This window comes from Acinetobacter equi (assembly GCF_001307195.1).
GTDB classification, from domain to species: Bacteria; Pseudomonadota; Gammaproteobacteria; order Pseudomonadales; family Moraxellaceae; genus Acinetobacter; species Acinetobacter equi.
Map to the genome: position 1 here is coordinate 2,940,854 of NZ_CP012808.1, position 24,473 is coordinate 2,965,326.

Consider the following 24,473-nt stretch of genomic DNA (forward strand, 5'->3'; position numbering starts at 1 on the left):
CATGCGATATTGTTAATACTTATCACATGTATTAGCATGTCTACAGCACTTAAAGTCATACAATCAAAGTATATATTTATACCTTTTAAATTATTTTATAAATCAACAAATTAATTCATCATAAATTCACCTATTTATTAACAACAATTGGAAATCAAAGATGGAACTCTTTAAAAAAATTTCTCTATGTCTCCCTTTCTTTTGTTTAAGTACAATTACATATGCAGATTGGGTCAGTGATTCTGTTAAAAATACAGAAGCTCATACCATTCAAATGCGCCATCATTTACATCAACATCCTGAACTTGGTAATTTAGAATTTAAAACATCAGCATTTGTTCAAAAAGAACTTAAATCTTATGGTATTGAAGTTAAAAAAGGATTTGCAAAAACAGGTGTTATTGGCATTTTAAAAGGTGGTCAGCCTGGACCAGTTATTGCACTTCGTGCCGATATGGATGGTTTACCTGTTGAAGAAAAAACAGGTTTGGCATTTGCAAGTAAAGATAAGGGAATTTACCAAGGTAAAGAAGTTTCGGTGATGCATGCTTGCGGGCATGATACTCATACAGCCATGTTATTAGGTGCAGCAAAAATATTAGCTGCAAATAAAGATAAAGTGAAAGGTACTGTAGTATTTGTTTTCCAACCTGCTGAAGAAGGTGGTGCAGATATTGATAACTTGACCCAAATTAATGAAATTGGTTCTCGTAAAATGATCAGTGATGGTGCATTAAACAATCCAAAACCTGAAGCTATTTTTGGTCTGCATGTGATGTCTGGTATGCCTGTAAATCATCTTTATTATAAAGCAGGTGCAATTCTAAATAGTGCCGATAATTTACGCGTACAACTTAATGGTCAGCAAGCACATGGTTCAATGCCTTGGCTAAGTCATGACCCAATTGTTGCTTCAGCACAAGTGATTAACAATCTACAAACCATGGTCAGTCGTCGAATTGATTTAACTCAAGGTATGGGTGTTGTGAGTATTGGTAGTATTCAAGCAGGTACAGCTGGCAATGTGATTCCAGATCAAGTTAATTTACTTGGAACCATTCGTTCAAATAATGAAGGTATTCGTCAACAAATCTTAGAACAACTTCCTGAAATGATTCAAAGTACAGCAGCGGCAAACCAAGTGAAAGCACATGTTGAAATTTCACCTTATTCCCCTGTCACAATGAATGATAACGCTTTAACAGAAGCGATGATTCCAGCGCTAGAAAAGGCAGTAGGAAAAGAAAAGCTCCACTTACTTGAACATAATGCAAGTGGAAGTGAAGATTTTGCTTACTATGGAAAACTTATGCCATCTCTCTTTGTCTTTTTAGGTGCTACTCCGACGGATCACGATATGAGTAAAGCAGCAGCAAATCACAGCCCAATGTTTATTGTAGATGATGCAACCCTTAAAACAGGTGTAGAAACACATATTCGCTTTGTTTTAGATTATCCAAATGTTGCAGAACAAGTTCAAAGTGCTTGGAAAAATAATAAAAGTTAAAAGATAGAAATTAAAAATCCTCCATAATTGGAGGATTTTTTATATACAATTTTAAAGATTATTTGAGTGAATCAGTAAACTCTTTAAAATCTGCCTTACGAATCATGGCATGAATGCCTTTAGTTTTATCAACCACTTGAGAAACCTCAAAATCTGTTGCTGCACTTAAATATGCATATGCAATTTCTTCAGAAATTCCAAATTCATCGACCAAAAAGCGAATAGCTTCGCGTGTTGATTTTTTCATTGCTTCATTTAGATCAGGATCTAAACCCGGTGTGATCCAAAATTCAGCATTTTCAATTAATGGCTGTGTTAATTGTTTACTTAAAATTTTATCTTTACCAGATTTTAAAACACTAATTTTAAATGTTGCACGAGCCGATCCTTCTAAAGCAGTTAAAGCAACCTCACCATCACCTTGTACGAAATGGCTATCACCCGTATAAAAAAGTGCACCAGGAACTTGCACAGGATAATACGCTGTTGCACCAGCAGTTAACTCATTGATATCAATATTACCACCGTAAAATGATGGTGGAACTGAATGCACAGGATCACTCGTATTTGCAGCCACCCCCATCGTACCCATAAATGGATTTAATGGAAAACGAATTGCTTTACCAGATTCAGTTTTTAACACGCCTTCCCATTCACCATTTTTATTTTGTTCAATTGGCGTAAAAATAGAAACGTTACCATATTTTTCTGGCTCTGCTGGTGATGCATCTGCATGTTTGGTTCTTTTTGGAAATTCTCCTACCAATGTACCTTTACCATGTCTATTTGAAATTACTCCATAAGGAACACGTGGTTGAACATTCAATATTTCAACTTTGAGAATATCACCTGGCATTGCACCTTCAACATAAAGTGGCCCTGTAATAATGTGTGGACCATCTTTATCAAAATCATGTTTTAAATCTGATTTTGTTATATTTTTTGCTTCATCTAAAATGTATTCTGATTTTACACCTTGTGATTTAAAGTATTTTTCTGCATCACGCCCTTGATCTTCAAGTAATCCTTCATGTGAAACCGTATCAAAAGTAACTAAACTTCCTGATGGAATAGTTAATACAGGTTTTGCATCACGATTGGGTAAATAACCCCAAGTAATTGTTTCCAATGTACTTGGTACATAATAATGCCCTTTGTACTCACCATTTTTAAGTAATGCTGGCTGATCATGTATTTGTTTTAATACTTTAAAATTTTCAACTGCAAAAGTTGCTGAAGCCATCCCACCCATAGATAAAATTGCTAAAGACAAAGCCAACGGTTTTAACATTTGTTCAAATTCCACTTACGTTTTACATTACTTATGGAACAGCAAAAATCATACCAAAGGGTAAAATTAATCTTATTTTTATTCTAATTTCAATTTCAATAATTCATCATTTATTCATTTTTTAATTATTTAATGCGTTAGTAAAAGCTGATTTTCAAATCAATATTGAGTCGTAACATTATTTCATCATCTTTAAATAATGAAATATGTTCCAGCTAAAAATGACTAAATATTAGCTTAATTTCAATATGATGATTTTCCCCAACTTCATTTATCATGTTTTTAACATTTGAAACCTTGTGCCATTGGATGAAGAGATCAAGATGATAAACTTCGCAACACCAAACATAAGGCTGAGCATGGTTCATTTAGATTTGAAAGATCATGAACTTATTTTTGTTTTGCTTAAAATTTAGAAAATCGGTAATGGAAAAATCTCATGGCGAATAAATTTGAATTCAACATTCGTGTCTATATTGAAGATACTGATGCTGGTGGTATCGTTTATCATGCTAACCATATTCGCTTCATGGAACGTACACGCACAGAATGGCTTCGTGCATCAGGTTTAGATCATTATTGGCATCAGAAAGATTATCATTTTGTTGTACATAAAATTGGTTTAAAGTATATGCGTCCAATTTTGATGGATGACTTAATCACGGTAACGGCAAGCGTAGTTTCTTGTAAAGCTTCGTCATTTGTATTGCAACAAAATATTTATCGTGGTGAAATCATGCTAGCATCTGGCGAGGTAGAGTTGGCTTGCATCAGTAAAGAAATGCGACCTCTCAGATTACCCAAGGAAATTCATGCCTTAATTCTTAAGGAATTAGGACAAGATTAAAAAAAAATTAATCGGCACAATGTAATTATGGCAAATCAACTAGAATCAACACTTCACGTATCAGATCTTATTCTTCAAGCAAGTCCTGTCGTCCAACTGGTGATGCTTTTATTATTATTAGCATCATTATTTAGCTGGTATTTGATTGCCAAATTACATATGAGCTATAAAAAAGCCCAAGCTGATGATGAACATTTTCAAAAAATCTTTTGGTCTGGCGCTGAATTAAATACCTTATATAACAATGCCCAACTCAACTCAAAACGTGTTGGTTTAGAAGATATTTTCTATCAAGGTCTAGGTGAGTTTTTTAAACTTAAAAAACGTAATGCCAACATAGATCAAAGCATTGAAGGTACAGAGCGAATTTTACGTGTGGGTTTAAGTCGTGATCAAGGCTATCTTGAAAATGGTTTAGGTGCACTTGCAAGCATTGGTTCTGTTGCTCCTTATGTGGGTTTATTTGGTACTGTTTGGGGAATCATGAATGCTTTCATTGGTTTAGCAGATGTAGATCAAGTTACTCTTGCTACTGTTGCTCCTGGTATTGCTGAAGCACTTATTGCAACTGCTATTGGTTTGTTTGCAGCAATTCCTGCGGTATTGGCTTTTAACCATTACACTGCAAAAGGTGAATCTATTTATTCAGATCGCGCATTATTTGCCGAAGAAATGATTGCGCTTTTACAACGCCAATCTTTAGGTTCATCTCAGGATCAAGAATAATGGCAATTCAACGTTCTGGACGCTTTCAGCGTATAAAAAAACCACTCAAAAGTGATATGAACGTCGTTCCTTATATTGACGTCATGTTGGTTCTGCTGGTGATTTTTATGGTCACAGCACCGATGATCACAACAGGTATTAAAGTCGACTTACCTGAAGCAAATAGTTCCCCAATTGAATCTAAAAATGCGCCTGCCATTGTAAGTTTAAATAAAGATGGACAATACTTTTTAAAGTATAAAGATTTAGGTTCAAATCAACCTTTAAGCATTGAAGAGCTAAGCTCTCTCCTCAATGAAGCTCAAACAACGGCTAAAGCTGAAAACAAAGAACTAAATGTGATTATTGAAGGTGAAAAAACACGTTCATATGGAGAAGTGATGTCTCTTATGAATAGCCTTCAACAAGCAGGATTAACTCAAGTTGGTCTATTGACTGAGCCATTAAAATAAATGAAAGACTTTCAGCATCCTCCTTTCAAACAAAATGCAATTGCCCTTGGATTTACAGTTAGTATCCATATTGTGGCAATTGTAGGCTTACTCTATCTAGGCATGAGCCAACCTCCTGCACCACCAAAGCCAATTAAAACCGTTTTGGTTAAACCTGAAGATTTAGAAATCACACGTGAAGTTACAGAGTTTGCAGAAACGACACATGAAAATGTAGCACCAGAAATTACACAAACGGCAGAACCAACTACCGAAGCCCCTGTTATTCCAACATCTCCACCAGCACCACAAATTCAACAGCAAAACTTAGAAAGACAAGCTGCTGAAGATGCTAAAAAAGCACAACAAAATCTAATAAACGAACAAGCCAAAGCTGACAAAGCAAAAGCCGCTGCGGATGCTAAAGCGAAAGCCGCTGCAGATGCTAAAGCGAAAGCCGCTGCGGATGCCAAAGCGAAAGCCGCTGAAGATGCCAAAGTGAAAGTCGCTGCAGATGCTAAAGCGAAAGCTGCTGCAGATGCTAAAGCGAAAGCCGCTGAAGATGCCAAAGCGAAAGCCGCTGCAGATGCTAAAGCGAAAGCTGCTGCAGATGCTAAAGCGAAAGCCGCTGCAGATGCTAAAGCGAAAGCCGCTGCGGATGCCAAAGCGAAAGCTACTGCGGATGCCAAAGCAAAAGCCGCTGCAGATGCTAAAGCAAAAGCTACTGCAGATGCCAAGGCGAAAGCTGATGCAGATGCTAAAGCAAAAGCCGCTGCAGATGCTAAAGCAAAAGCCGCTGCAGATGCCAAGGCGAAAGCTGATGCAGATGCTAAAGCAAAAGCCGCTGCAGATGCCAAGGCGAAAGCTGATGCAGATACTAAAGCATCAGCAGCAGCCAAGGCGAAAGAAGAAGCGGCTACTAAAAAAGCAGAAGCTAAACGTATTGCCTCTTCAGCTAAAAAAGATTTTGAAAATAAAATTCATCGTGCGTGGAATACACCTTCAGACTCATCTGGTAAAAAAGCAACTGCACGTGTCACATTAAATGATAATGGAAGTATTGCATCAGTTATCGTTAATTCAAGTGATCCGGACATGAAAGCAAGTATTGAAGCTGCTATTCGTTCAGCTGCACCATACCCAATGCCTTCTGATCCTGAAGCAAGACGTGAAGCTCGCTCCTTTAGCTCTACATTTACATCTAAGTAGTATTTTACTCCCTAAAATCATCATTTAGTTTTAGGGAGTTTTTATATGAAAAATAATCAAATATCATTTTTCTATAAATCTGTTTTACACTAGCAAATATAAAAATAAGTCGCTTGCTTACAGTGTTGAAACGATAAATCCTATCTTTCTCCAAAATTAAAGATAAAAATCTCGATTAATGTTTAATTTCATATTTTTTTTTACAGATCTTTATAATCATCTACTTTAAATAAAATTAAATCGTGCCATTATGTATGGCAATCACAATTCACAATAAGTTTTTTAGATTTGAGTAAAGAACGAATGATGCAAAAAACTCGTAAACATATACTTTGGCTTGCTATTTTTACGGCATTAGGTACTAGCTTGTCTTTCCAAACACAGGCACAGCTACAATTAGAAATTGAAAAAGCACCTGAGTCTGCGCCTAAAATTGCAATTATTCCATTTTCAAATGATTCGAGTATTTATCCTATTATTGAACAAGATTTAAATCGTTCAGGTAAATTCAGCAGTGCATCGAAAAATTTACCAGCAACAGCTGGAATGGATACACCAAATGCAGCGGCATGGAAAGCAGCAGGCGTTCCCTATGTTGTTACAGGAACAGTAAAACAAAGTCCTAATGGTGGATATGATATTCAATATCAGCTATACGATGTAGAAAAACAACAATACTTACTCAATGAATTATTATCTGTTCCAGCATCTCGTGTACGTGCTGCAGCTCATTTAATCAGTGATACGATTTATGAAGCACTAACAGGAATCAAAGGTGACTTCAGCGGTCGTATTGCCTATGTATTACGTAATCCTGCAACACCAAATGAACGCTATACACTACAAATTGCAGATACAGATGGCGAACAACCTCGTACAATCTTAACCTCTCGTGATCCAATCCTTTCTCCGGCATGGACACCTGATGCGAAAAAAATTGCCTATGTATCTTTTGAAACTAAACGTCCTGCAATTTACATTCAAGATTTAGCGACAGGTCAACGTGAAAAATTTGCAAGTTTCCGTGGTTTAAATGGTGCACCAAGCTTCTCTCCTGATGGTAAAAACATGCTTTTTACTGCATCTATGCATGGTAACCCTGAAATTTATCAAATGAACTTACAAACGCGTGAAATTAAACGCCTAACAAATGATAGTTCAATTGATACGGAAGCACGCTACGCTCCTGATGGTAAATCATTTATTTTTACATCTGACCGCGGTGGTTCTGCTCAAATTTATCGTTATGATTTAGCAACAGATACAACAAAACGTTTAACGTTTAGAGGTGCATTTAATGCACGTGGAACGTTAAGTGCAGATGGTAAGAAACTTGCTTTAGTTCATCGTCCGAGTGGTAGCAATTATAAAGTTGCTGTTCAAGACCTAAACTCTGGTGTAACCAATATTCTTACACAAACTAGTTTAGATGAATCGCCAAGCTTCTCACCAAATGGACAAATGGTTGTATATGCCACACGCGAAGGCTCACGTGGTTTATTATCAATTATGTCTTTAGATGGTCGATTTAAAATGAATCTACCAAGTGAACAGGGTGAAGTCCGCGAACCAGCTTGGGCTCCAAAGTAATCTCTTTCTATTTTTTATAAATTTAACTTCATGGAGATGAAAATGAAAGCACTTAAATTATTTATTTTACCATTATTAGCAACATCAGTAATTATGACTGGTTGCGCTAGCCGTAAACCTGTTGCAACAGTAGATGCGACACAGGGACTTTCTTCTGGCAGTACAGGTAATGACTCTGGTGTAACTGTAAGTACACAAGGCTTAAGTGAGGATGCAGCTTTAAATGCACAAAACTTAGCAGGTGCTTCTGCAAAAGGTGTTACAGAAGCAAATAAACAATATTTAGCAAACCGTGTTGTTTATTTCGATTACGACAGTAGTGATTTATCAAATCAGGATTACTTAACACTTCAAGCACATGCACAATTTCTTATGGCAAATGCAAATTCTCGAGTTGCACTAACAGGTCATACAGATGAACGTGGTACACGTGAATACAACCTTGCATTAGGCGAACGTCGTGCAAAAGCCGTTGAAAGTTTCCTTATTTCAAATGGTGTAAATCCAGGTCAACTTGAGCCAGTAAGCTATGGTAAAGAAATGCCAATTAACCCTGGGCACAATGAAGCTGCTTGGAAAGAAAACCGTCGCGTAGAAATTAACTACGAAGCTGTTCCTCCATTATTAAAATAATTTAGATACTTCCATCTAATAAAAAAGCACTCTTATTGGGTGCTTTTTTATTTTGAATCATCATCTGAATCATGTGCCGTTTGTAAAGCTTCTATCATATCGTGCTTATTTACACTTTTATATTCAGGCTTTGCTTCATACCCCTTCCACGCTTCTTCCATTTTTTCTTTAGAAATTTCATCTAAGCTAATTGCTTCATTTGGTGTTGGCGTTTTATCAAACTTCAATGTTGTCATAATTTACGCTCCTCAATAATTTTCCTTTCTTTCTATCAACATAGCATTTTTACAAAGACTTTCAAGGGGAAAATGGCAACAAATAATCTGTATTTAATTTTTCTTTTAGTTCAATCTCATCTAAAATGTATTCGTATATTATATCAATAGCCTTTTTTCAATACGGCTATCTGCAATTTTTGGAGCTTCATCCTTATGTCATACCTCACCCTTTCTCAATTCTTAGAAAAGCAAGATGGAAATTTAACACCTGAGCTTTCACAAGTAATTGAAACAATTGCTAATACTTGTAAAACAATTGATCAAGCATTACAGAAAGGTGCTTTAGCTGGGGTTCTTGGTAGTGCTGAACATGAAAATGTACAAGGTGAAACTCAAAAAAAATTAGATGTTATTTCTAATGATTATTTAATCGATGCTCTAAAAATTCACCCTCAAGTAGGTGGTCTAGCATCTGAAGAATTAGATGAATTCACACCAGCTCAAGAAAATGGTAAATATCTTGTTTTATTTGATCCTTTAGATGGTTCAAGTAACATTGATATCAACATGTGTGTTGGAACTATTTTTTCAATTTTACCAGCTAAAAATGCAATCACTCAAGCTGAAGATTTTATGCAAGCTGGTGTAAACCAAGTTGCTGCGGGCTATGTACTATACGGTCCATCAACAATGATGGCATTAACTGTTGGTGCTGGCGTTGTTTTCTTCACTTTTGATCCAGAAACTCAAGAATTTCTACTAACTTCTGAAAGTATTTCTGTTGCCACAGATACTAAAGAATATGCAATTAATGCCTCAAACCAGCGTCATTGGGAAGCTCCTGTACAACGTTATATTGAAGAATTACTTGCTGGTAAAACAGGTCCACGTGAAAAAGACTTTAACATGCGTTGGGTTGCATGTATGGTTGGCGATATTCACCGTATTCTTTGTCGCTCTGGTATTTTCATGTATCCATACGATACTAAAGATCCGAAAAAAGCAGGTCGTTTACGTTTAATGTACGAAGCAAACCCAATGAGTATGTTAATGGAACAAGCTGGTGGTGCATCAACAACTGGTCGTGTACGTATTTTAGATATTCAACCAACAGAACTTCATCAACGTGTGCCTGTCATTATCGGTTCTAAAAATGAAGTTAACTTAGTTACTCAATACCACAATTAATTTTTAATATATAACGTTGGTGAGTATTGAATTCACCAACGTGGACTGCTTTTCATATGGCCACTATTTTTCTTGAATCTAAAGATAATCCTAAAATTAAGCACCTTCGTGGCTTAATTGAACAAAATACGTATCGTAAAAAACAAGGACAAACTGTGCTTGAAGGTACGCATTTATGTTTAGCGTGGTTAGAAAAAAATCGTAAACTCAACTCGCTTTTCACTACCGAAAAATCTCTGACTAATCCAGAAATTTGCGATATTTTAGATCTTTACCAAGGTTCTGTTTTTGTTATTTCAGAATCACTATATAAAGATTTAAGCACATTAGGTACAACACTGCCTTGCTTAGCAATCATTGATATTCCTAGTTCTAGCAAAAGTGTAGATTTTGAAGCTGACACTTTAGTTTTAGAAAATATTCAAGATCCTGGCAATGTTGGTACATTATTACGTTCGGCTGCAGCAGCAGGTATTCAGCAAGTTATTTGCACCAAAGGTTCTGCTGCTTTATGGTCTCCACGTGTTTTACGTGCTGGCATGGGTGCGCACTTCTCATTAGCAACTTATGAAAATATTGCATTAGAAGACATACTTACTCGCTTCCAAATTCCTGTTTATGTTACTAGCTCGCATAATGCAACAAACATTTATGAGCAAGATTTAACCCAAGCAGCTGTGTGGGTACTAGGAAATGAAGGACAAGGCGTTTCTGATTTTGCATTAGCAAATGCTAAGGCTGTAACAATTCCGCAACCTGGTGGACAAGAATCGTTAAATGTAGCAATTGCAGGTTCAATCTGTTTCTTTGAAATGGTTCGCCAACGTCAATAAATGTATCTTTTATTTTCATTCCCCTATTCTAAATATAAAATAGATTACACTAGAAAAAATAATAATGTGTGATGTCAACCAAACCATTATTTTTACGTTATATGTATATGAACTTAAAAATAATGGTGGTTGGTGGGTATCCAATGATAGGATCTTCCATTTCTATGGATGAAATGCCAAAACAGACCGAATCAGCAAAATTAAGTACTTTAAAAAGTACGGCTGAAATACGTCTGAAGAATTTCATGCATGAAATTACAGGAAGAGCACTCGTCATGATGGAAAGTGCTACTCAACATCAACATGGTATTGCCATGGATTTAGTCCAAGAAGCATTTATCTCATTACATAAATCCTATGCAGACAAATCAACTGAAGAATGGTACCCCCTGTTTTACACTATTTTAAACAATAAGTTACAAGATTGGCGTCGTAAGGAAGCTCGTCGAAATCAACCTTTTTCATTTTTCAAAAAAGTCAGCCTAGACGATGATGATATTGAACAATTAGATATTGTTGATGAAAACACCCCTAATCCTTACCACTTTCTAGACCAAGCCGTTACAGCTGAAGAAATTCAAGATGCAATTGCGCAACTACCTGTTCGTCAGCAACAAGCTTTTATGTTAAGAGCATGGGAAGGATTTGACGTGCAAACAACCGCTCAAATAATGAATTGTTCAGAAGGTAGTGTTAAAACCCATTATCACCGTGCCATTCAAGCATTACGCTCAACATTGGCACACATGGATCCTCATTCAGGAGAATCATCATCATGAAACAGCAAGATGATTTCTTAAAAAAAGTGACTTCCAAACTTGATAATTTGGCTCAGCAGCATCAAGCTAAGCCAATGATCATGAATCATGTTTTAAAACATATTCAAGATAAAAAAACATCCCGTTTTGGCTTATTTAAAATGTCAGGTTTTGCTATGGCAGCTGCATTAGCAGGACTCATTATTTTACCTAATTCATCAGAATTAATACCAAAACCTAAGAATCAAGTGGTTATTTCACCAAAACTTTCCCCTCAAATGGTTGAGGATTTAGAAATGTTAATGGTGTTTGGTGAGGAAAAAGTTCCACATGGCAGCTAAAAAAATTGTTCTTGCCTTTTGTGCCATTGGATTCTTGCAAACAAGTTTTGCAGGATTTGAACGCTTTTGGTTTTTCTCTAAAAATCCAGAACCAGAAATCACAAATTCTTGGGAAAATTTGAGTGAGGAAGAACAGCAAGCATTAATTAAGCGTTATCAATCTCTTAAAGAAGTGCCTGATGAAACAAGCAATGCCTTACAACAGCGCATGGATTGGTTTTCACAATTACCAGACACAGAAAAACAAAAAATGCGTGAAGCATGGCAAAAAATGAGCTTGCAGGAACGAAAAGACTTAGCACATCGCTTAGAGAAAGCAAATCCTGAAAATCGTGCTCAAATCAGAAATGAATATATCAATAAATATAAGCAGCCTGACACCAATTAAAAAAAGACCTCAGTACTGAGGTCTTTTTTACTATATTAGAAAATCAATTCTGTACTTGATATTCATCGATCAGTGCATAAATTTGTCGAAGATTTGTGCCATTCAACTTAATTCTATCACCTTTTAGTAACTGTACTAATTTCTCCAGCACTTGTAATAATACTGAGGTTTGATGAGGACCGTTAATCAACAAATGATCAATAATTTGCTGATCAATATGAATTCCGCGCCTTTCAAGTACAGAGTTAACTAAAGCAATACGATCTGCGAATAAGCTTCCATTAGGAACTTTTACGCTAACAGCCTGAGTCAATCGAGATTGTAAATCTGGAAGCTCTAATTTTAATTCAATTGGAGCAAACCGTGATGAGAAAACAAGTTGCCCACCAACCTCATTACTATAGTTAATAAGGTGAAAAACTGCACGCTGCCAATGTGGAACACCACTAATTGCTTCAATATCATCTAGTGCTACTAAATCATATTGATCTAATGATGTAATTGCTTCAGTTGGAGCATCCAACAACTCCAATAAAGAAACTTTTATTGCTGTTTTTCCAGTTTCTAAATAAGAATCACAAATTGCTGAAAGTAAGTGACTTTTCCCACTACCCGCAGGTCCATAGACGTAAAATCTATTCACTAAGCCAGCATGTAACTGCCTCACTGCATCTATCACATGCCCCCATCCTGGACCCGAAAAATCGCTAATTCGAGCATCAAGCTGTGGTTCAATATCAAGTTGCAATTGACGCATATATACTGTTTTTCCTTAACGTTGATCTTTATTATCGGCTTCTTCAATTTTAACTGATTTTTCCGAGACTTGCTCAGAATTTCCTTGTGAGTTATGTAGTTCGATAGAGACATCAAAATTTGCTGTTTCTATATTTGCAGACTCTATATGAATTGAGTTTGATGATGCATCAGACAATATTGAACTTTCTTTACCATAGATTTGAGATTGTTCATAAAACTCACGCAAATGACGTAACAGCACCACAATAACAGCAGCGACAGGCAATGCGATTAACATACCTAAAAAACCACCCAATTGCGCACCTGCAAGTACAGCAAAAACAACAGCAACAGGTGAAAGTCCAATTTTATCGCCTAAAAGGAAAGGCTGTAAAATATAGCCTTCTACTGCTTGACCAATTAAAAAAACAATACCAACTAAGGCAAAATGCATCCAATCCAAGCCAAATTGGAAGAATGTTGCAACACCAGCTGCAATAATACCAACTGCAAATCCTAAATAAGGAATAATACTTGCTAAACCAGCAACCATTCCTATAATCAGTCCGACCTCTAAACCAATAATTTGTAGTCCTACAGCATAAATAACACCCAGTAATACCATCACCAAAAATTGACCTTTTACAAAGGCACCTAAAACTTGATGACATTCTTGAACAATTTGTAATATGCCTTTTTCATGCTGACGTGGAATCAATCTATGGAAACTTTCAAGCATTCGATTCCAATCTAATAAGAAATAAAATGTGATCACAGGAATAAGAACAATTGTTCCACCTACCTGAATAAAGTTAAGTCCAGACTGAGCTACCCTCAATGCAAGTGTTTGAATACTATCAACACTATAATTCGTTTGGATATATTCCATAACAGACTTTGACATTTGATCTGTATCTATTTCCAAAGGAACTAAATTAAAGGTTTTAGATAACCAAGGTAGAAAATCGTAATTAACCCAATGAATCGCTCTAGGAATATTACCTTTTGCATACATGAGTTGTTCCCAAATTAGAGGAACCAAATACCACATTGCCCATGTTACAACACATCCAATTCCAATAAATACTAAACTAATTGATAACCATCTTGGCAAACCAATTTTATGAAGTTTATTAACCAATGGGCTAAATAAGTACGCAATAAAAAATGCACCCACAAATGGAATCAATACAGGTTTTAATAAATATAAAACCCATAAAATCAGTGCAATTGAACACAGAATAAAAATGCGACGTAAGGAACGATCTACCATTGATGTTCGCCTTTTTTAGGATTATTCATTATAGAACAAAAAATATTTCAATTAAGATACCATTTTAGCGCAGAAATAACATAAGAGTTTCATATATTCGGGTATAATCGCCACGCGAATGCGGAGACTTCATTATGAGCAACTCAACTTCTACCCCAAACACTGGTTTAAGCTACAAAGATGCAGGTGTCGATATCGAAGCGGGCGACTTATTAGTCGATCGTATCAAATCTGTTGCCAAACGCACATCACGTCCTGAAGTAATGGGCGGTTTAGGTGGCTTTGGTGCACTTTGTAAAATTCCTAAAGGTTATGAAGAACCTGTTCTCGTATCTGGCACGGATGGTGTAGGTACAAAATTACGTTTAGCACTCAACTTGAATCGTCATGACACAATTGGTCAAGATTTAGTTGCAATGTGTGTAAACGATCTTCTTGTATGTGGTGCAGAGCCACTATTTTTCTTAGACTACTATGCAACTGGTCACTTAAATGTTGATGTTGCTGCAAATGTTGTAACTGGTATTGGTGCTGGTTGTGAACTTGCTGGCTGTGCATTAGTAGGTGGTGAAACTGCTGAAATGCCGGGTATGTATGAAGGCGAAGATTATGATCTTGCGGGTTTCTGCGTAGGTGTAGTTGAGCAAAGCAAAATTATTGATGGCTCAAAAGTTAAAGCAGGTGATGTTTTAATTGGTGTTGCATCATCTGGTGCTCACTCAAATGGTTACTCACTGCTTCGTAAAATTTTAGATGTTAAGAATATCGACTTAACACAACTTGTTGATGGTCGCCCTCTTGCAGATGCAGCAATGGAACCAACTCGTATTTATGTAAAACCTATTCTTGAACTTCTTAAACAAGTAGATGTTCATGCAATGGCACATATTACTGGTGGCGGTTTACCTGGTAATCTTCCTCGTGTATTACCAAATGGCGCACAAGCAATTGTGAATGAATCATCTTGGGAATGGCCAGAATTATTCAAACTTCTTCAAAAAGAAGGTAGTGTTGAACAATTCGAAATGTACCGCACATTTAACTGTGGTGTAGGTATGGTTCTTGTTGTAGATGAGACCGAAGCAGACAAAACTGTCGAATTACTTAACCATCTTGGCGAAAAAGCTTGGGTTATGGGTCATATTGCAGACAATGCTGAATCTGTTGCAGGTGCTGACGAAAAAATCCGCGTGATTTTTGCGTAATCTCCCATGATTAAAATTGCTGTACTCGTTTCTGGTAGTGGAAGTAATCTCCAAGCACTGATTGATGCAAATCTCTCAGGACAAATTGTTGGTGTTATTTCCAATAAACCAGAAGCATATGCTTTGGAACGTGCACAACGTGCAGGAATCCAAACTGCAGTCATTGAACATAAGCAATATCCTAATCGTGAAGCATTTGATGATGTTATGCATCAACAACTGCTTGATTGGGGTGTTGACTTAGTTGTGTTAGCTGGTTTTATGCGCATTTTAAGCGCAAAATTTGTGAGTGCTTGGGAAGGAAAGATGATTAACATCCATCCTTCACTATTACCTCAATATAAAGGTATGCATACACATCAGCGTGTACTCAAAACTGGTGATTTATATCACGGCTGTACTGTTCATTACGTCACAGCAGAATTAGATGCTGGTCAAGCTCTAGCACAAGGTGTATTAAAAGTATCGTATCATGATACTACTGAGACTTTAGCCCTTCGTGTCCATGAACTGGAGCATTTGATTTATCCTCAGGTTGTTGAATGGATTTGTAACCAGACTATTCAGCACACCTCAAATGGCGTACTCTATCGTGGGAAAGTAATAAAAGCACCTGTTCAATTTTGCAAAATTTAAAAAATATAAATCATAAAAAAACGCATCCTCGGATGCGTTTTTTTATGATTTACAAACTTAACTTATTGCGATTGTTCTATTATTAATGTCTTAATTAACTCGACCACTTCCACTGGATATTCTAATGGGAACATATGACCACCAGATGTAATAGTAAATGGAATATCAAATTTACGCTTAACTTGTTGTGGAAACTTTCGCACTAAAAATGGACTATTTTCTGCAACAACCAACTGCATAGGTACCTTTGGCTTTTGTTGAGGTAACCACCATGAAGATGGATTTGTTCTAAAAATATTCACTTCATCCATTTTAGGAATCGTCAATTGAACACCACCACGTACGTGATCTTCAGTTAAGGCATAATCAATATATGCTTGAAAACAATCTTCATCAAAGTTTTGATAAAATGCCTTAGGACGTAAAAGCTCTGCAGCTTGTTCTTTAGAATCCCAATGATCACGACGACGTTTTGATAAACCTGCCGGTGAAAGCTTATCCAATATTTTCAATTTGAAAGTTTGAACTACATTCAACAAAAATGCATCTTTCCCCATAATTAACGGAGGATCTAGCATAATCACTTGTTCAAATAACTCTGGTCGCTTTAGTGCTGCTTGAAAAGTCAGAACAGACCCTAAGGAATGCCCTAAGCCAATTACTTTACGGCCATTTGATTGTTGAACAATACTATCAATCACTTGCTCGGTTAAACTTTCCCAGTGAGAATCGATTGGATAACGCTTATCAGGTCCAAGTAAAGGGACATAAATAATGTCATATTCATCTTTAAGTAAATCAAATAACTTCTGATATACCAAAGATGGTACGCCATTGGCGTGCGCAAAATGAATTAATGGTTTCATTGTAATTGTGGATTACTCTGTTCAGACTGTACTTGCTTCGTTAATGAAGTTGCAAACCCTTCTCCAAGAACTGCTCCCATTCGACCTAATACAGACTCTAGTGGACTATATTCAACAGTATAGTTAACAGTTTTATCAATTTTTAGGTCACGTTTTAATGTTTGTAAACTACCAATCTTATCTGCAACACCTAATTTAACAGCCTGATCACCTGTCCAAAATAACCCAGAGAAAATAGCAGGATCATTTGATTTTAATTTATTTCCACGCCCTTCTTTTACAGCATTAATAAAATGTAAATGAACATCGTCTAAAACAGCTTGAACATGTGCTTTTTGTTCAGGATCGACTGGACGAGTCATTGATAGAATATCTTTGTTATCCCCTGCTGTCATTGTACGGTCTTCAACACCTAACTTCTGCATTAAACCAGTCACACCATAATTTGGCATGATGACACCAATGGAACCAACTAAGCTTGATGGATTCACAATAATTTCATCTGCTGCCGAAGCAATATAATATGCACCTGATGCACCTGTATCGCCAATCACTGCATAAATTTTCTTATCTTTATACATTTTCTTTAAATATTGAATTTCTTGCCAAATTTCATCTGACTGAACAGGTGAACCACCTGGAGAATTAATATTTAAAACCACTGCTTTACTATTTACATTTTCAAAGGCTTTTTTCAAAGATTTAATTGTATTGACACTATTTACGCTTTGTTTATCGGAAGCAATCGTTCCTACAATATCAACAACAGCAATGTGTTCACTTGTAATTGGTGCCTCTGAAGTTGCTGTACTACAACCTTTCCACATAAATAAAATAAGAATCAGAACATAAGCAAAGGTTAAACATTTAAAAAAAATGCTCCAACGACGTGTTCTTCTTTGCTCCTCTACAGAAACCAAGAGTACTTTTTCAAGTAACTTCCATTCCTGCCCCGTCGGTTGTTGTGATGATTGTTGTATATTTTCTTGCTGGTCTTGTGGTTTAGGTGGCCAATCCGACATAAAATTATCCAAATAATAAAATTAACCTATTTGTATTATACCTACGAATGATTTGTAAACTGTCTAATTTATATATTTTGTCCTATAATGATGCTGTTTTTTTGACTTAATTATCAAGAATGTCTGAATCCAACTCAAAATCGACTGTTGCTAGACTTTTATATTTTTTCAGTAGACGTTCTTTAACTGTCTCTCGTCTTTTTGCACGTTTTTTATCTACATTAATTAATCTTCTTCATCTTACTAAAACTTCTAAAATTATTCGCTTAAATTTAGAAATTGCATTTCCAAACTTAAATCAGCACGAACGTGAAAAAATAACACGTGCAGCAATTAATAATGAAGTTATGTCATATATGGAGTTTTTCCATATATGGGGAGCTAAAACAGAAGATAATATTAAAAGTATTCATAAAATACATGGTGAAAAACTATTACACCAAGCACTTGCAGAAAAAAAAGGTGCCGTTTTAATTGTTCCACATTTTGGGACATGGGAAATAATGAATGCTTGGATCGCACAATATACCCAAATGACTATTATGTATAAACCAATTAAGCACCCAATTGCTGACCAATTTGTTCGAGATGCACGAAGCAGAGAAAATGCTCATTTAGTTCCAACAGATGAAATAGGCGTAAAACAAATTTTCAAAGCATTAAAACAAGGTGGTACAACGGTTATTCTTCCTGATCACACACCTGATCATGTTTCAGAAACAGTCCCATATTTTGGCATTCCTTTATTTTCAAGTAATTTAAGCTCTAAACTTGTACAAAAAACAAAAGCAAAAGCCTTATTTCTTTATGCATTAAGAAATAAAAATCAAGGCTTTGATATGTATATTGAAGAAATTAATCCTAAGATCTATGAGGTTGATGCTGAACAAGGTACACAAATTATTTTTCAGGCTTTAGAAAAGCTGATCAGTCAGTATCCCGAACATTATCACTGGAGTTATAAACGCTTTAGTGCGAATTTAGAGTTAAAGAAAATTTACGATATTCAGACATCCGAAGCTTTGAAAAAAGTAGAACATATGCGATTGAAATAATAAATATAATTATTTCTTTAACCATTTTTTTTGATTTCTTAATACTCTCAGACCCGTTTGACCAGTTTTATTTTTCTTAATTTTAATAGTTCCTACATCTGCTGTAGATAAATATGGAATATTTAAATGCTTAAGCCTTTGAATTGTTTTTCCACTTGGATGTCCATAACGATTGTCAAATCCTGCTGAAATTAAAGCAATTTTAGGACGAATATTCTTCAAAAAATCATAAGCAGAACTATGTTGACTCCCATGATGTCCCAAAACTAAAACATCTACTTTTAAATTCGGATATAACTGTAAAAGCTTAAATTCAGTTTCCCATCCAGCATCCCCCATGAATAAATAGTTTTGGTATGGATAAGCTTGTGCCAATTGCAAATAAATGACACATGACATTTCATTTTTATTAAATGGTTTTTTAGTTAAATCTTCGATATGTGGTAATAGTACTTGAATATCAATATTCGAACCTAAATCTATTTTTTTCCCTCGTTCACAAAGTTGATTATGGTCTTGATCTTCAAGAATCTCGTTTGAATATAACTGCTGAACATACAATTGATTTTTAATTTTAAAATATGCCCCACTATGGTCTTGGTCTAAATGACTTAAAATTAAAATATCTAGTTTTCTTGAGTTTTTTATAGACAAAAATGGCAAAATAACTTGCTCACCAATACTAAACTTATCTTCATCAAAACTTCCACCTGTATCTAACAACATTTTTTTATTCTCATTCCGAATAAAAATAGATTGTCCTTGTCCAACATCCAACAATACAAATTCAAAAGTTTCAGATGATTGCTGCCCTAAAAAAATTGGAATGATACACAAAATACTCCATGCTCTAGGCACAATTCCTTTGGGCATAAATAAAATAATTAAAGCTAAAATGAGTCCAGCTAATGCCCAAATATTTAAGTAAATCGGATATAACTGTGGATTAAAAATATCATCTAATAATTGGATGAAATGTAATAATAATGACAACATCAAATCATTCAATTGAAATATGATTGTGCTTAAAGGTTTAAAAAAGAAATAGCTTATACCTCCAAAAATATCTAAAGGTACAATAATTAAACCAATCCAAGGTATTGCAAACAAATTACTTAATGGCGTAATCCAGGAAATTTGATTAAAAAAGATGATCATTAATGGAAATAATGCAATAAATATTTTCCATTGAGACTCTATTAAAGCTCCAATATAGTGTTTGCATTTTTCATAAAATGAAGCTTGTTCTAACTTGTCATTTTGAATGGTTTGATAAATTCTTAATAAAATAAAACAAGCACCATAAGATAGCCAAAATGCAGCAGATAAAACACTGAAAGGATCAAAAAATAAAAGTATACAAGCACTCAAAAGTAATAAAGATAAAGGTTTAATCGATTGCTTTAATAAAATAAATAAGCTTCCCAAGATACATACTAACAAGGTTCTTAAAGCAGGAATTTCAAATCCAACATAAGCACAATAAATAATGACACAACTCAAGAATGGATAAATGAGTAAATACTGTCTTGGAATTTTTAAATAAATATCGGGCTTAAAGCGATCAATTAAATATTGAATTAACCAGCAAATTATAACCGCAAAAATAACAACATGAGGACCTGAAATAGCCAAAAGATGACTCATACCAAATCGCTGAAATTGTTGTTCTAAGTTTTTATCTAAAAGACTTTCATCGCCAGTTAATAAAGCTAAAGTCAAACCTTTATGACGTATTGGTTGTATCTGAATAAATTGTCTAATCAACAACCGTTGCTTTTCAATCCAAACCAAACTTTGACTTAACCATGTATCTTGCTGTTTTACATATTGCATATAACCGAACTGTTGAACTTCTTGTGGGGAAATTTCTTCAAATGTAGAAACTTTTAAATTTCCCATAATATTCTGCTGGATGTACCATTTTTCTATATCAAAGCTACCATCTGTCGCATAACCATGCGCTGGTCTAAGCTTTCCTGATACACGAAAATACTTGCCCAGCTCAAAATCACCTTGATCTAATTCAACAGATGAAAACCACTGAACAGGTTTAGACTTTCTATTCAATACTTCTATTTTTTGCTGGAAGGAATTTTCTCTTAATTCAGAAATATGCTTAACATAAATTAAAACAGTAACGTCTTCGACCTGCTTTTCTCTTAATTCCAGCCTTTGCACTAAATGATGATCTGCATAATTTAACCCTAGAACAAGACTTAAAATAAATGCGCTTGAACAGCATAAGAACTTAAACAGATATGTACTTATTTTTCGATAAAATATCAATTCTAAAAAAAGAAAAATAAATAGAAGAATATTAACAGGGAGCGATAGCTCTAAAATTGAAGTAAATGCCTGCCCCATACAAGCAATACCAATAATCCAACCGAATGCAATGAAATAAAACATTTTTTATTTTTCTTATTCTTTTGTAGATATCATAAAGCCCACCTAAGTGGGCTTCAATATCTTTAATCCAAATTTTCAGTCCATTAATCAGACCATACACCATCTTGCATATGCATAATCGTATCGGCAGATTGAGCTAAAGCCTCATCATGGGTCACAATTAACATCGCCATATTTAATTCAGCACGTAAATCTTGCAATAACTCAAAAATTTTAACTGCTGTTTTACGATCTAAATTCCCTGTTGGTTCATCTGCCAACATTAATTTTGGCTGTGTAACTAAAGCTCGTGCTAATGCTACACGTTGACGCTCACCACCTGATAGCTCACCAGGTTTATGTGTTAGACGATGAGATAATCCTACTTTTTCAAGCAAATATTCGGCTTGCTCTTTCACTTTTTTATAATGCGTACCTTCTCTTAACATTAAAGGCATCGCCACATTTTCAAGTGCAGTAAATTCAGGTAATAAATGATGGAATTGATAAACAAAGCCTAAATGCTGATTACGTAAGTATCCACGCTCAGCTTCACCCAAATTATCAAATCGTTTCCCATTTAAAAATACACTACCATCTGTAGGGCGATCTAATCCCCCCAAAACATGTAATAACGTACTTTTACCTGAACCACTAGAACCCACAATCGAGATAAATTCACCTTCTTTCACTTTCAGATCTAAGCCACGAATCACTTCAACTGTACTTTTACCATCTGTAAAATGCTTAGAAACATTCTGAGCTTCAAGAACAATATTACTCATAGCGTAATGCCTCTGCTGGTTGAATTTTCGCAGCACGACGTGCTGGATAAATCGTTGCAATGAAGCTTAATAGCAATGATAGTACAACAATAATACCTACATCTTGCCATCTTAAATAAGAAGGTAAATAGTTAATAAAATACGCATCAAATAAATTTAAGCCAAATACACTCGACAACCAAGTCACAATACTACTAATACTTAAAGAGAAAATGACACCTAAAATAGCACCGGCAACTGTACCAATTACACCAATAATTGTACCTTGCACAATAAAAATTCGAGTAATAGTTGCAGGTGAAGCACCTAATGTTCTTAAAATTGCAATATCTGCTTTTTTGTCTGTAACAACCATGACTAAAGATGACACAATATTAAATGCAGCAACCAAGACAATTAAAAATAGCAATAAACTTACCATTGCCTTTTCCATCTGAATAGCACTAAATAAATTACCGTGTGTATAAGTCCAATCAGATGCATAAAAATTAGCAGGAAGCTCACGTACAATTTCGCTAGAAACTTGTGGTGCAAGGAAAATATTGTCTAATTTCATTCGGACACCTTGAGCACCATCAGGTAGGCGTAACAAGGTTGAGGCATCATACAAATCAATATATGCCATCATCGAATCAACTTCAGCACCAATACTAAAAATACCTACAATTTTAAATCGTTTAAAACGTGGTACTACCCCTGCTGGTGAAGGAGTTGCTTCTGGTAAAACCAAAGTAATGTAATCATTAAGACCTAAGCCAAATGAATCAGTCATTTGCTTACCAAGCACAATACCAAAATCACCTTTCTTTAAATTATCAATACTTCCTTCAACCATATGATCTTGGATAATTGATACTTTTTTTTCGTACTTCGGATCAATCCCTGTAACCAATACTCCCGAAACCTGACCATGAGCAGTCAGCATTCCTTGTAATTGAGTAAAAGGAGCTGCCCCTGTAACATGCTCATTATTTTCTACTTTTTTAGCAAGTTCAGGCCAATCAGTTAAAATTTGTGTTGATGATATTGTTGCTTGTGGAACCATACCCAAAACACGTGTTTTTAATTCTCGATCAAAACCGTTCATGACTGACAATACTGTAATTAACACAGCAACACCTAATGTCAGGCCAATCATAGAAACTAAGGCAATAAAAGAAATAAAATGATTACTACGCCGTGCGCGAGTATATCTCAACCCTATATACAGCGAGATTGGTTTAAACATACCATCTAGTCCGAGGTAATATAATGGAAAAATTCAGCATCAATAATGTCAAATATCAACACTGCCTTGAAATTCAATCATGAGATATTTATAAAGAAAAATTCTTTAAACTCTCAAATACTGACGTCATTTTCGGTCACTATTTTCTACTACTCAACGTTTTAGATCAATTCAACAATTTTCTTGATCATCAACTTTGAAACAAAATCTATAACCATTTAAATATATGAAGAATAATATATTTAATTAAAAAACAACAAAATACCGTATTATCAAATTTTAACAATCACTTTGTACAATGCTTGTTATTAACGCATAAAAAAATGAATAAATTTTGAATTATTTATATCATCATTTTTAAAATTTATTTTTTATGGATGAAATCTATCTTACGCAACTCACAATCAACGTTTCATCTTTAATTTTTGTGCAACTAAATCTTTATAAAAATAAACCAATAACCCAAAAATCAAAATAAGAGCACCAAGTAAGATCATTAAAGTTAACTGTTCATGATTAAGCCAAGCACCTATTAATATAGCAAGCATTGGCGTAATCACTGTGGTTAAAGACAATGTCGTTGCTGAAACAGATTGAACCAATTTAAAATAACAAAACATTGCAACTAATGATGACATTACAACAGCATAAACAATTGCAAATAAAGATTTCCCTACAGGAAGATGCGTTGGAAAATTTTGCCAAATAAAAGGCATCATAAATACAGTAAATAATACAGAAAATAAGATCGATCCCGTTGCTTGCGCCATTGGCTTTAATTGTGCGTTTACATATTTTATCCAATAAATTGATAACACATAAATAGATACGCTACATAACATTAAAATAATACCTATTGGCTGAACATGCTGAGTCGAACCTGAAAAGCTAATAACTCCTAGACCAATAATAGCAATCAACATTCCAATCCATTGGGTCATTTTTAAATGCTGCTTAAATAAGACAAAACCAATCACCCCTGCAATCATTGGTGCCAGACCAAACATCAATGCAATCATTCCAGAGCTTAAATAATTGGTTGAAATATAAGTAAACACCTGCGAGCCAATAAAGCTCATAGAGCCAGCAAAATAACTATGTAATGCTTTTGAATGAAAAGGTAATTTAATTTTTAAAATATATAACAATAAAACTGCAATGGGCAAAGCTAACCAAAAACGCAAAACCAATGCCCACATGTAGTGAACATCGGTCACACTCCAAACAATAGCAAGTGGTGTGGTTGCCCAAATAAAAATTAACAACGCATAGTTAATGGCAATGCTTGCCTGAGATGATTGCATTCTTTCAACT

Annotated in this window: 25 protein-coding genes; 15 read left to right on the plus strand and 10 right to left on the minus strand. The window is 35.1% G+C overall.

The genetic code is table 11. The features are described 5' to 3' along the window. Positions 1-160 precede the first annotated feature (160 nt). Entirely contained in the window at positions 161-1,507 is a 1,347-nt protein-coding gene (locus AOY20_RS13850) for an amidohydrolase (protein WP_054582418.1), read from the plus strand. 58 nt (positions 1,508-1,565) lie between these two features. Here AOY20_RS13850 and AOY20_RS13855 read toward each other — a convergent pair whose 3' ends face one another. Continuing rightward, positions 1,566-2,798, minus strand: coding sequence for an acetamidase/formamidase family protein (locus AOY20_RS13855; RefSeq protein WP_054582419.1), 1,233 nt, complete (start codon positions 2,796-2,798; stop codon positions 1,566-1,568). 439 nt (positions 2,799-3,237) lie between these two features. Here AOY20_RS13855 and ybgC point away from each other — a divergent pair, with 439 nt between their 5' ends. From ybgC to pal, 6 genes are all read left to right on the plus strand, one after another. Continuing rightward, positions 3,238-3,645 (plus strand): tol-pal system-associated acyl-CoA thioesterase, encoded by a 408-nt coding sequence (gene ybgC, locus AOY20_RS13860; RefSeq protein WP_054582420.1) that lies wholly within the window; start codon positions 3,238-3,240, stop codon positions 3,643-3,645. A gap of 27 nt (positions 3,646-3,672) precedes the next feature. Next, the gene (gene tolQ / locus AOY20_RS13865) at positions 3,673-4,371 is read left to right on the plus strand and encodes a protein TolQ (RefSeq protein ID WP_054582421.1); all 699 of its coding nucleotides are present in this window, start codon (positions 3,673-3,675) and stop codon (positions 4,369-4,371) included. Further along, positions 4,371-4,823 carry a protein TolR gene (gene tolR / locus AOY20_RS13870; RefSeq protein ID WP_054582422.1) on the plus strand — a complete coding sequence of 151 codons (453 nt, stop codon included), beginning with the start codon at positions 4,371-4,373 and terminating at the stop codon, positions 4,821-4,823. Before tolQ ends, tolR begins: the two co-directional genes overlap by 1 nt. Next, on the plus strand, positions 4,824-6,011 hold the full coding sequence (gene tolA / locus AOY20_RS13875) for a cell envelope integrity protein TolA (protein ID WP_054582423.1): 1,188 nt from the start codon (positions 4,824-4,826) through the stop codon (positions 6,009-6,011). It abuts the gene before it with no gap. 306 nt (positions 6,012-6,317) lie between these two features. After that, positions 6,318-7,601, plus strand: a complete 1,284-nt coding sequence (tolB, locus tag AOY20_RS13880; RefSeq protein ID WP_171250457.1) for a Tol-Pal system beta propeller repeat protein TolB — start codon at positions 6,318-6,320, stop codon at positions 7,599-7,601. 42 nt (positions 7,602-7,643) lie between these two features. After that, positions 7,644-8,234 carry a peptidoglycan-associated lipoprotein Pal gene (pal, locus tag AOY20_RS13885; protein ID WP_054582425.1) on the plus strand — a complete coding sequence of 197 codons (591 nt, stop codon included), beginning with the start codon at positions 7,644-7,646 and terminating at the stop codon, positions 8,232-8,234. 47 nt (positions 8,235-8,281) lie between these two features. Here pal and AOY20_RS13890 read toward each other — a convergent pair whose 3' ends face one another. Next, positions 8,282-8,470 (minus strand): NF038105 family protein, encoded by a 189-nt coding sequence (locus AOY20_RS13890; protein WP_054582426.1) that lies wholly within the window; start codon positions 8,468-8,470, stop codon positions 8,282-8,284. Between the two features lie 195 nt (positions 8,471-8,665). Between AOY20_RS13890 and AOY20_RS13895 the strand changes: the two genes are divergently transcribed. From AOY20_RS13895 to AOY20_RS13915, 5 genes are all read left to right on the plus strand, one after another. Next, complete coding sequence (locus AOY20_RS13895) at positions 8,666-9,640, plus strand: class 1 fructose-bisphosphatase (RefSeq protein ID WP_054582427.1); 975 nt, start codon at positions 8,666-8,668, stop codon at positions 9,638-9,640. Positions 9,641-9,696: 56 nt separating this feature from the next. Then, positions 9,697-10,473: a TrmH family RNA methyltransferase gene (locus AOY20_RS13900; RefSeq protein ID WP_054582428.1), complete on the plus strand. Its 777-nt coding sequence runs from the start codon at positions 9,697-9,699 to the stop codon at positions 10,471-10,473. 164 nt (positions 10,474-10,637) lie between these two features. After that, positions 10,638-11,252, plus strand: coding sequence for an RNA polymerase sigma factor (locus AOY20_RS13905; RefSeq protein ID WP_054582626.1), 615 nt, complete (start codon positions 10,638-10,640; stop codon positions 11,250-11,252). Next, positions 11,249-11,572 carry a hypothetical protein gene (locus tag AOY20_RS13910; protein WP_054582429.1) on the plus strand — a complete coding sequence of 108 codons (324 nt, stop codon included), beginning with the start codon at positions 11,249-11,251 and terminating at the stop codon, positions 11,570-11,572. The genes AOY20_RS13905 and AOY20_RS13910 overlap by 4 nt, the downstream gene beginning before the upstream one ends. Next, a complete protein-coding gene (locus tag AOY20_RS13915) occupies positions 11,562-11,960 on the plus strand; it encodes a DUF3106 domain-containing protein (protein ID WP_054582430.1) in 399 nt (132 codons plus the stop codon). The genes AOY20_RS13910 and AOY20_RS13915 overlap by 11 nt, the downstream gene beginning before the upstream one ends. A gap of 43 nt (positions 11,961-12,003) precedes the next feature. Here the strand turns inward: AOY20_RS13915 and AOY20_RS13920 are convergent, their stop codons facing one another. After that, positions 12,004-12,717 carry a DnaA ATPase domain-containing protein gene (locus AOY20_RS13920; RefSeq protein WP_054582431.1) on the minus strand — a complete coding sequence of 238 codons (714 nt, stop codon included), beginning with the start codon at positions 12,715-12,717 and terminating at the stop codon, positions 12,004-12,006. A gap of 15 nt (positions 12,718-12,732) precedes the next feature. Continuing rightward, positions 12,733-13,971 carry a chloramphenicol efflux transporter CxpE gene (cxpE, locus tag AOY20_RS13925; protein ID WP_054582432.1) on the minus strand — a complete coding sequence of 413 codons (1,239 nt, stop codon included), beginning with the start codon at positions 13,969-13,971 and terminating at the stop codon, positions 12,733-12,735. A gap of 134 nt (positions 13,972-14,105) precedes the next feature. Between cxpE and purM the strand changes: the two genes are divergently transcribed. Together purM and purN are read left to right on the plus strand one after the other, a co-directional pair. Continuing rightward, a complete protein-coding gene (gene purM / locus AOY20_RS13930) occupies positions 14,106-15,176 on the plus strand; it encodes a phosphoribosylformylglycinamidine cyclo-ligase (RefSeq protein WP_054582433.1) in 1,071 nt (356 codons plus the stop codon). A 6-nt stretch (positions 15,177-15,182) separates the two neighbouring features. Continuing rightward, positions 15,183-15,812 carry a phosphoribosylglycinamide formyltransferase gene (purN, locus tag AOY20_RS13935; protein ID WP_054582434.1) on the plus strand — a complete coding sequence of 210 codons (630 nt, stop codon included), beginning with the start codon at positions 15,183-15,185 and terminating at the stop codon, positions 15,810-15,812. Positions 15,813-15,874: 62 nt separating this feature from the next. On the opposite strand, the gene AOY20_RS13940 is transcribed toward purN, so the two are convergent. Then, on the minus strand, positions 15,875-16,678 hold the full coding sequence (locus AOY20_RS13940; RefSeq protein ID WP_054582435.1) for an alpha/beta fold hydrolase: 804 nt from the start codon (positions 16,676-16,678) through the stop codon (positions 15,875-15,877). Further along, positions 16,675-17,700, minus strand: coding sequence for a signal peptide peptidase SppA (sppA, locus tag AOY20_RS13945; RefSeq protein WP_054582436.1), 1,026 nt, complete (start codon positions 17,698-17,700; stop codon positions 16,675-16,677). The genes AOY20_RS13940 and sppA overlap by 4 nt, the downstream gene beginning before the upstream one ends. Before the next feature lie 119 nt (positions 17,701-17,819). On the opposite strand from sppA, the gene AOY20_RS13950 reads away from it, so the two are divergent. Next, the gene (locus AOY20_RS13950) at positions 17,820-18,755 is read left to right on the plus strand and encodes a lysophospholipid acyltransferase family protein (protein ID WP_054582437.1); all 936 of its coding nucleotides are present in this window, start codon (positions 17,820-17,822) and stop codon (positions 18,753-18,755) included. Positions 18,756-18,764: 9 nt separating this feature from the next. On the opposite strand, the gene AOY20_RS13955 is transcribed toward AOY20_RS13950, so the two are convergent. The 4 genes from AOY20_RS13955 to AOY20_RS13970 all read right to left on the minus strand — a co-directional run bounded on the left by AOY20_RS13955 (position 18,765) and on the right by AOY20_RS13970 (position 24,463). Continuing rightward, positions 18,765-21,167 carry a DNA internalization-related competence protein ComEC/Rec2 gene (locus tag AOY20_RS13955; RefSeq protein WP_054582438.1) on the minus strand — a complete coding sequence of 801 codons (2,403 nt, stop codon included), beginning with the start codon at positions 21,165-21,167 and terminating at the stop codon, positions 18,765-18,767. An 83-nt stretch (positions 21,168-21,250) separates the two neighbouring features. Beyond that, positions 21,251-21,931, minus strand: coding sequence for a lipoprotein-releasing ABC transporter ATP-binding protein LolD (gene lolD, locus AOY20_RS13960; protein WP_054582439.1), 681 nt, complete (start codon positions 21,929-21,931; stop codon positions 21,251-21,253). After that, complete coding sequence (locus tag AOY20_RS13965; RefSeq protein WP_054582440.1) at positions 21,924-23,159, minus strand: lipoprotein-releasing ABC transporter permease subunit; 1,236 nt, start codon at positions 23,157-23,159, stop codon at positions 21,924-21,926. Before AOY20_RS13965 ends, lolD begins: the two co-directional genes overlap by 8 nt. A 404-nt stretch (positions 23,160-23,563) precedes the next feature. Further along, positions 23,564-24,463 (minus strand): DMT family transporter, encoded by a 900-nt coding sequence (locus AOY20_RS13970; protein ID WP_054582441.1) that lies wholly within the window; start codon positions 24,461-24,463, stop codon positions 23,564-23,566. Positions 24,464-24,473 lie beyond the last annotated feature (10 nt).

Bases quoted from the DNA above. Each gene is read 5' to 3' on its own strand.
- AOY20_RS13955 (WP_054582438.1), bottom strand. From the start codon at position 21,167: ATGTTTTATTTCATTGCATTCGGTTGGATTATTGGTATTGCTTGTATG.
- AOY20_RS13900 (WP_054582428.1), top strand. From the start codon at position 9,697: ATGGCCACTATTTTTCTTGAATCTAAAGATAATCCTAAAATTAAGCAC.
- purM (WP_054582433.1), top strand. From the start codon at position 14,106: ATGAGCAACTCAACTTCTACCCCAAACACTGGTTTAAGCTACAAAGAT.
- tolB (WP_171250457.1), top strand. From the start codon at position 6,318: ATGCAAAAAACTCGTAAACATATACTTTGGCTTGCTATTTTTACGGCA.
- pal (WP_054582425.1), top strand. From the start codon at position 7,644: ATGAAAGCACTTAAATTATTTATTTTACCATTATTAGCAACATCAGTA.
- AOY20_RS13905 (WP_054582626.1), top strand. From the start codon at position 10,638: ATGGATGAAATGCCAAAACAGACCGAATCAGCAAAATTAAGTACTTTA.
- AOY20_RS13910 (WP_054582429.1), top strand. From the start codon at position 11,249: ATGAAACAGCAAGATGATTTCTTAAAAAAAGTGACTTCCAAACTTGAT.
- ybgC (WP_054582420.1), top strand. From the start codon at position 3,238: ATGGCGAATAAATTTGAATTCAACATTCGTGTCTATATTGAAGATACT.
- AOY20_RS13890 (WP_054582426.1), bottom strand. From the start codon at position 8,470: ATGACAACATTGAAGTTTGATAAAACGCCAACACCAAATGAAGCAATT.
- lolD (WP_054582439.1), bottom strand. From the start codon at position 21,931: ATGAGTAATATTGTTCTTGAAGCTCAGAATGTTTCTAAGCATTTTACA.
- tolA (WP_054582423.1), top strand. From the start codon at position 4,824: ATGAAAGACTTTCAGCATCCTCCTTTCAAACAAAATGCAATTGCCCTT.
- cxpE (WP_054582432.1), bottom strand. From the start codon at position 13,971: ATGGTAGATCGTTCCTTACGTCGCATTTTTATTCTGTGTTCAATTGCA.
- AOY20_RS13950 (WP_054582437.1), top strand. From the start codon at position 17,820: ATGTCTGAATCCAACTCAAAATCGACTGTTGCTAGACTTTTATATTTT.
- AOY20_RS13970 (WP_054582441.1), bottom strand. From the start codon at position 24,463: ATGCAATCATCTCAGGCAAGCATTGCCATTAACTATGCGTTGTTAATT.
- AOY20_RS13940 (WP_054582435.1), bottom strand. From the start codon at position 16,678: ATGAAACCATTAATTCATTTTGCGCACGCCAATGGCGTACCATCTTTG.
- AOY20_RS13965 (WP_054582440.1), bottom strand. From the start codon at position 23,159: ATGTTTAAACCAATCTCGCTGTATATAGGGTTGAGATATACTCGCGCA.
- tolQ (WP_054582421.1), top strand. From the start codon at position 3,673: ATGGCAAATCAACTAGAATCAACACTTCACGTATCAGATCTTATTCTT.
- AOY20_RS13920 (WP_054582431.1), bottom strand. From the start codon at position 12,717: ATGCGTCAATTGCAACTTGATATTGAACCACAGCTTGATGCTCGAATT.
- purN (WP_054582434.1), top strand. From the start codon at position 15,183: ATGATTAAAATTGCTGTACTCGTTTCTGGTAGTGGAAGTAATCTCCAA.
- AOY20_RS13915 (WP_054582430.1), top strand. From the start codon at position 11,562: ATGGCAGCTAAAAAAATTGTTCTTGCCTTTTGTGCCATTGGATTCTTG.
- sppA (WP_054582436.1), bottom strand. From the start codon at position 17,700: ATGTCGGATTGGCCACCTAAACCACAAGACCAGCAAGAAAATATACAA.
- AOY20_RS13855 (WP_054582419.1), bottom strand. From the start codon at position 2,798: ATGTTAAAACCGTTGGCTTTGTCTTTAGCAATTTTATCTATGGGTGGG.
- AOY20_RS13850 (WP_054582418.1), top strand. From the start codon at position 161: ATGGAACTCTTTAAAAAAATTTCTCTATGTCTCCCTTTCTTTTGTTTA.
- tolR (WP_054582422.1), top strand. From the start codon at position 4,371: ATGGCAATTCAACGTTCTGGACGCTTTCAGCGTATAAAAAAACCACTC.
- AOY20_RS13895 (WP_054582427.1), top strand. From the start codon at position 8,666: ATGTCATACCTCACCCTTTCTCAATTCTTAGAAAAGCAAGATGGAAAT.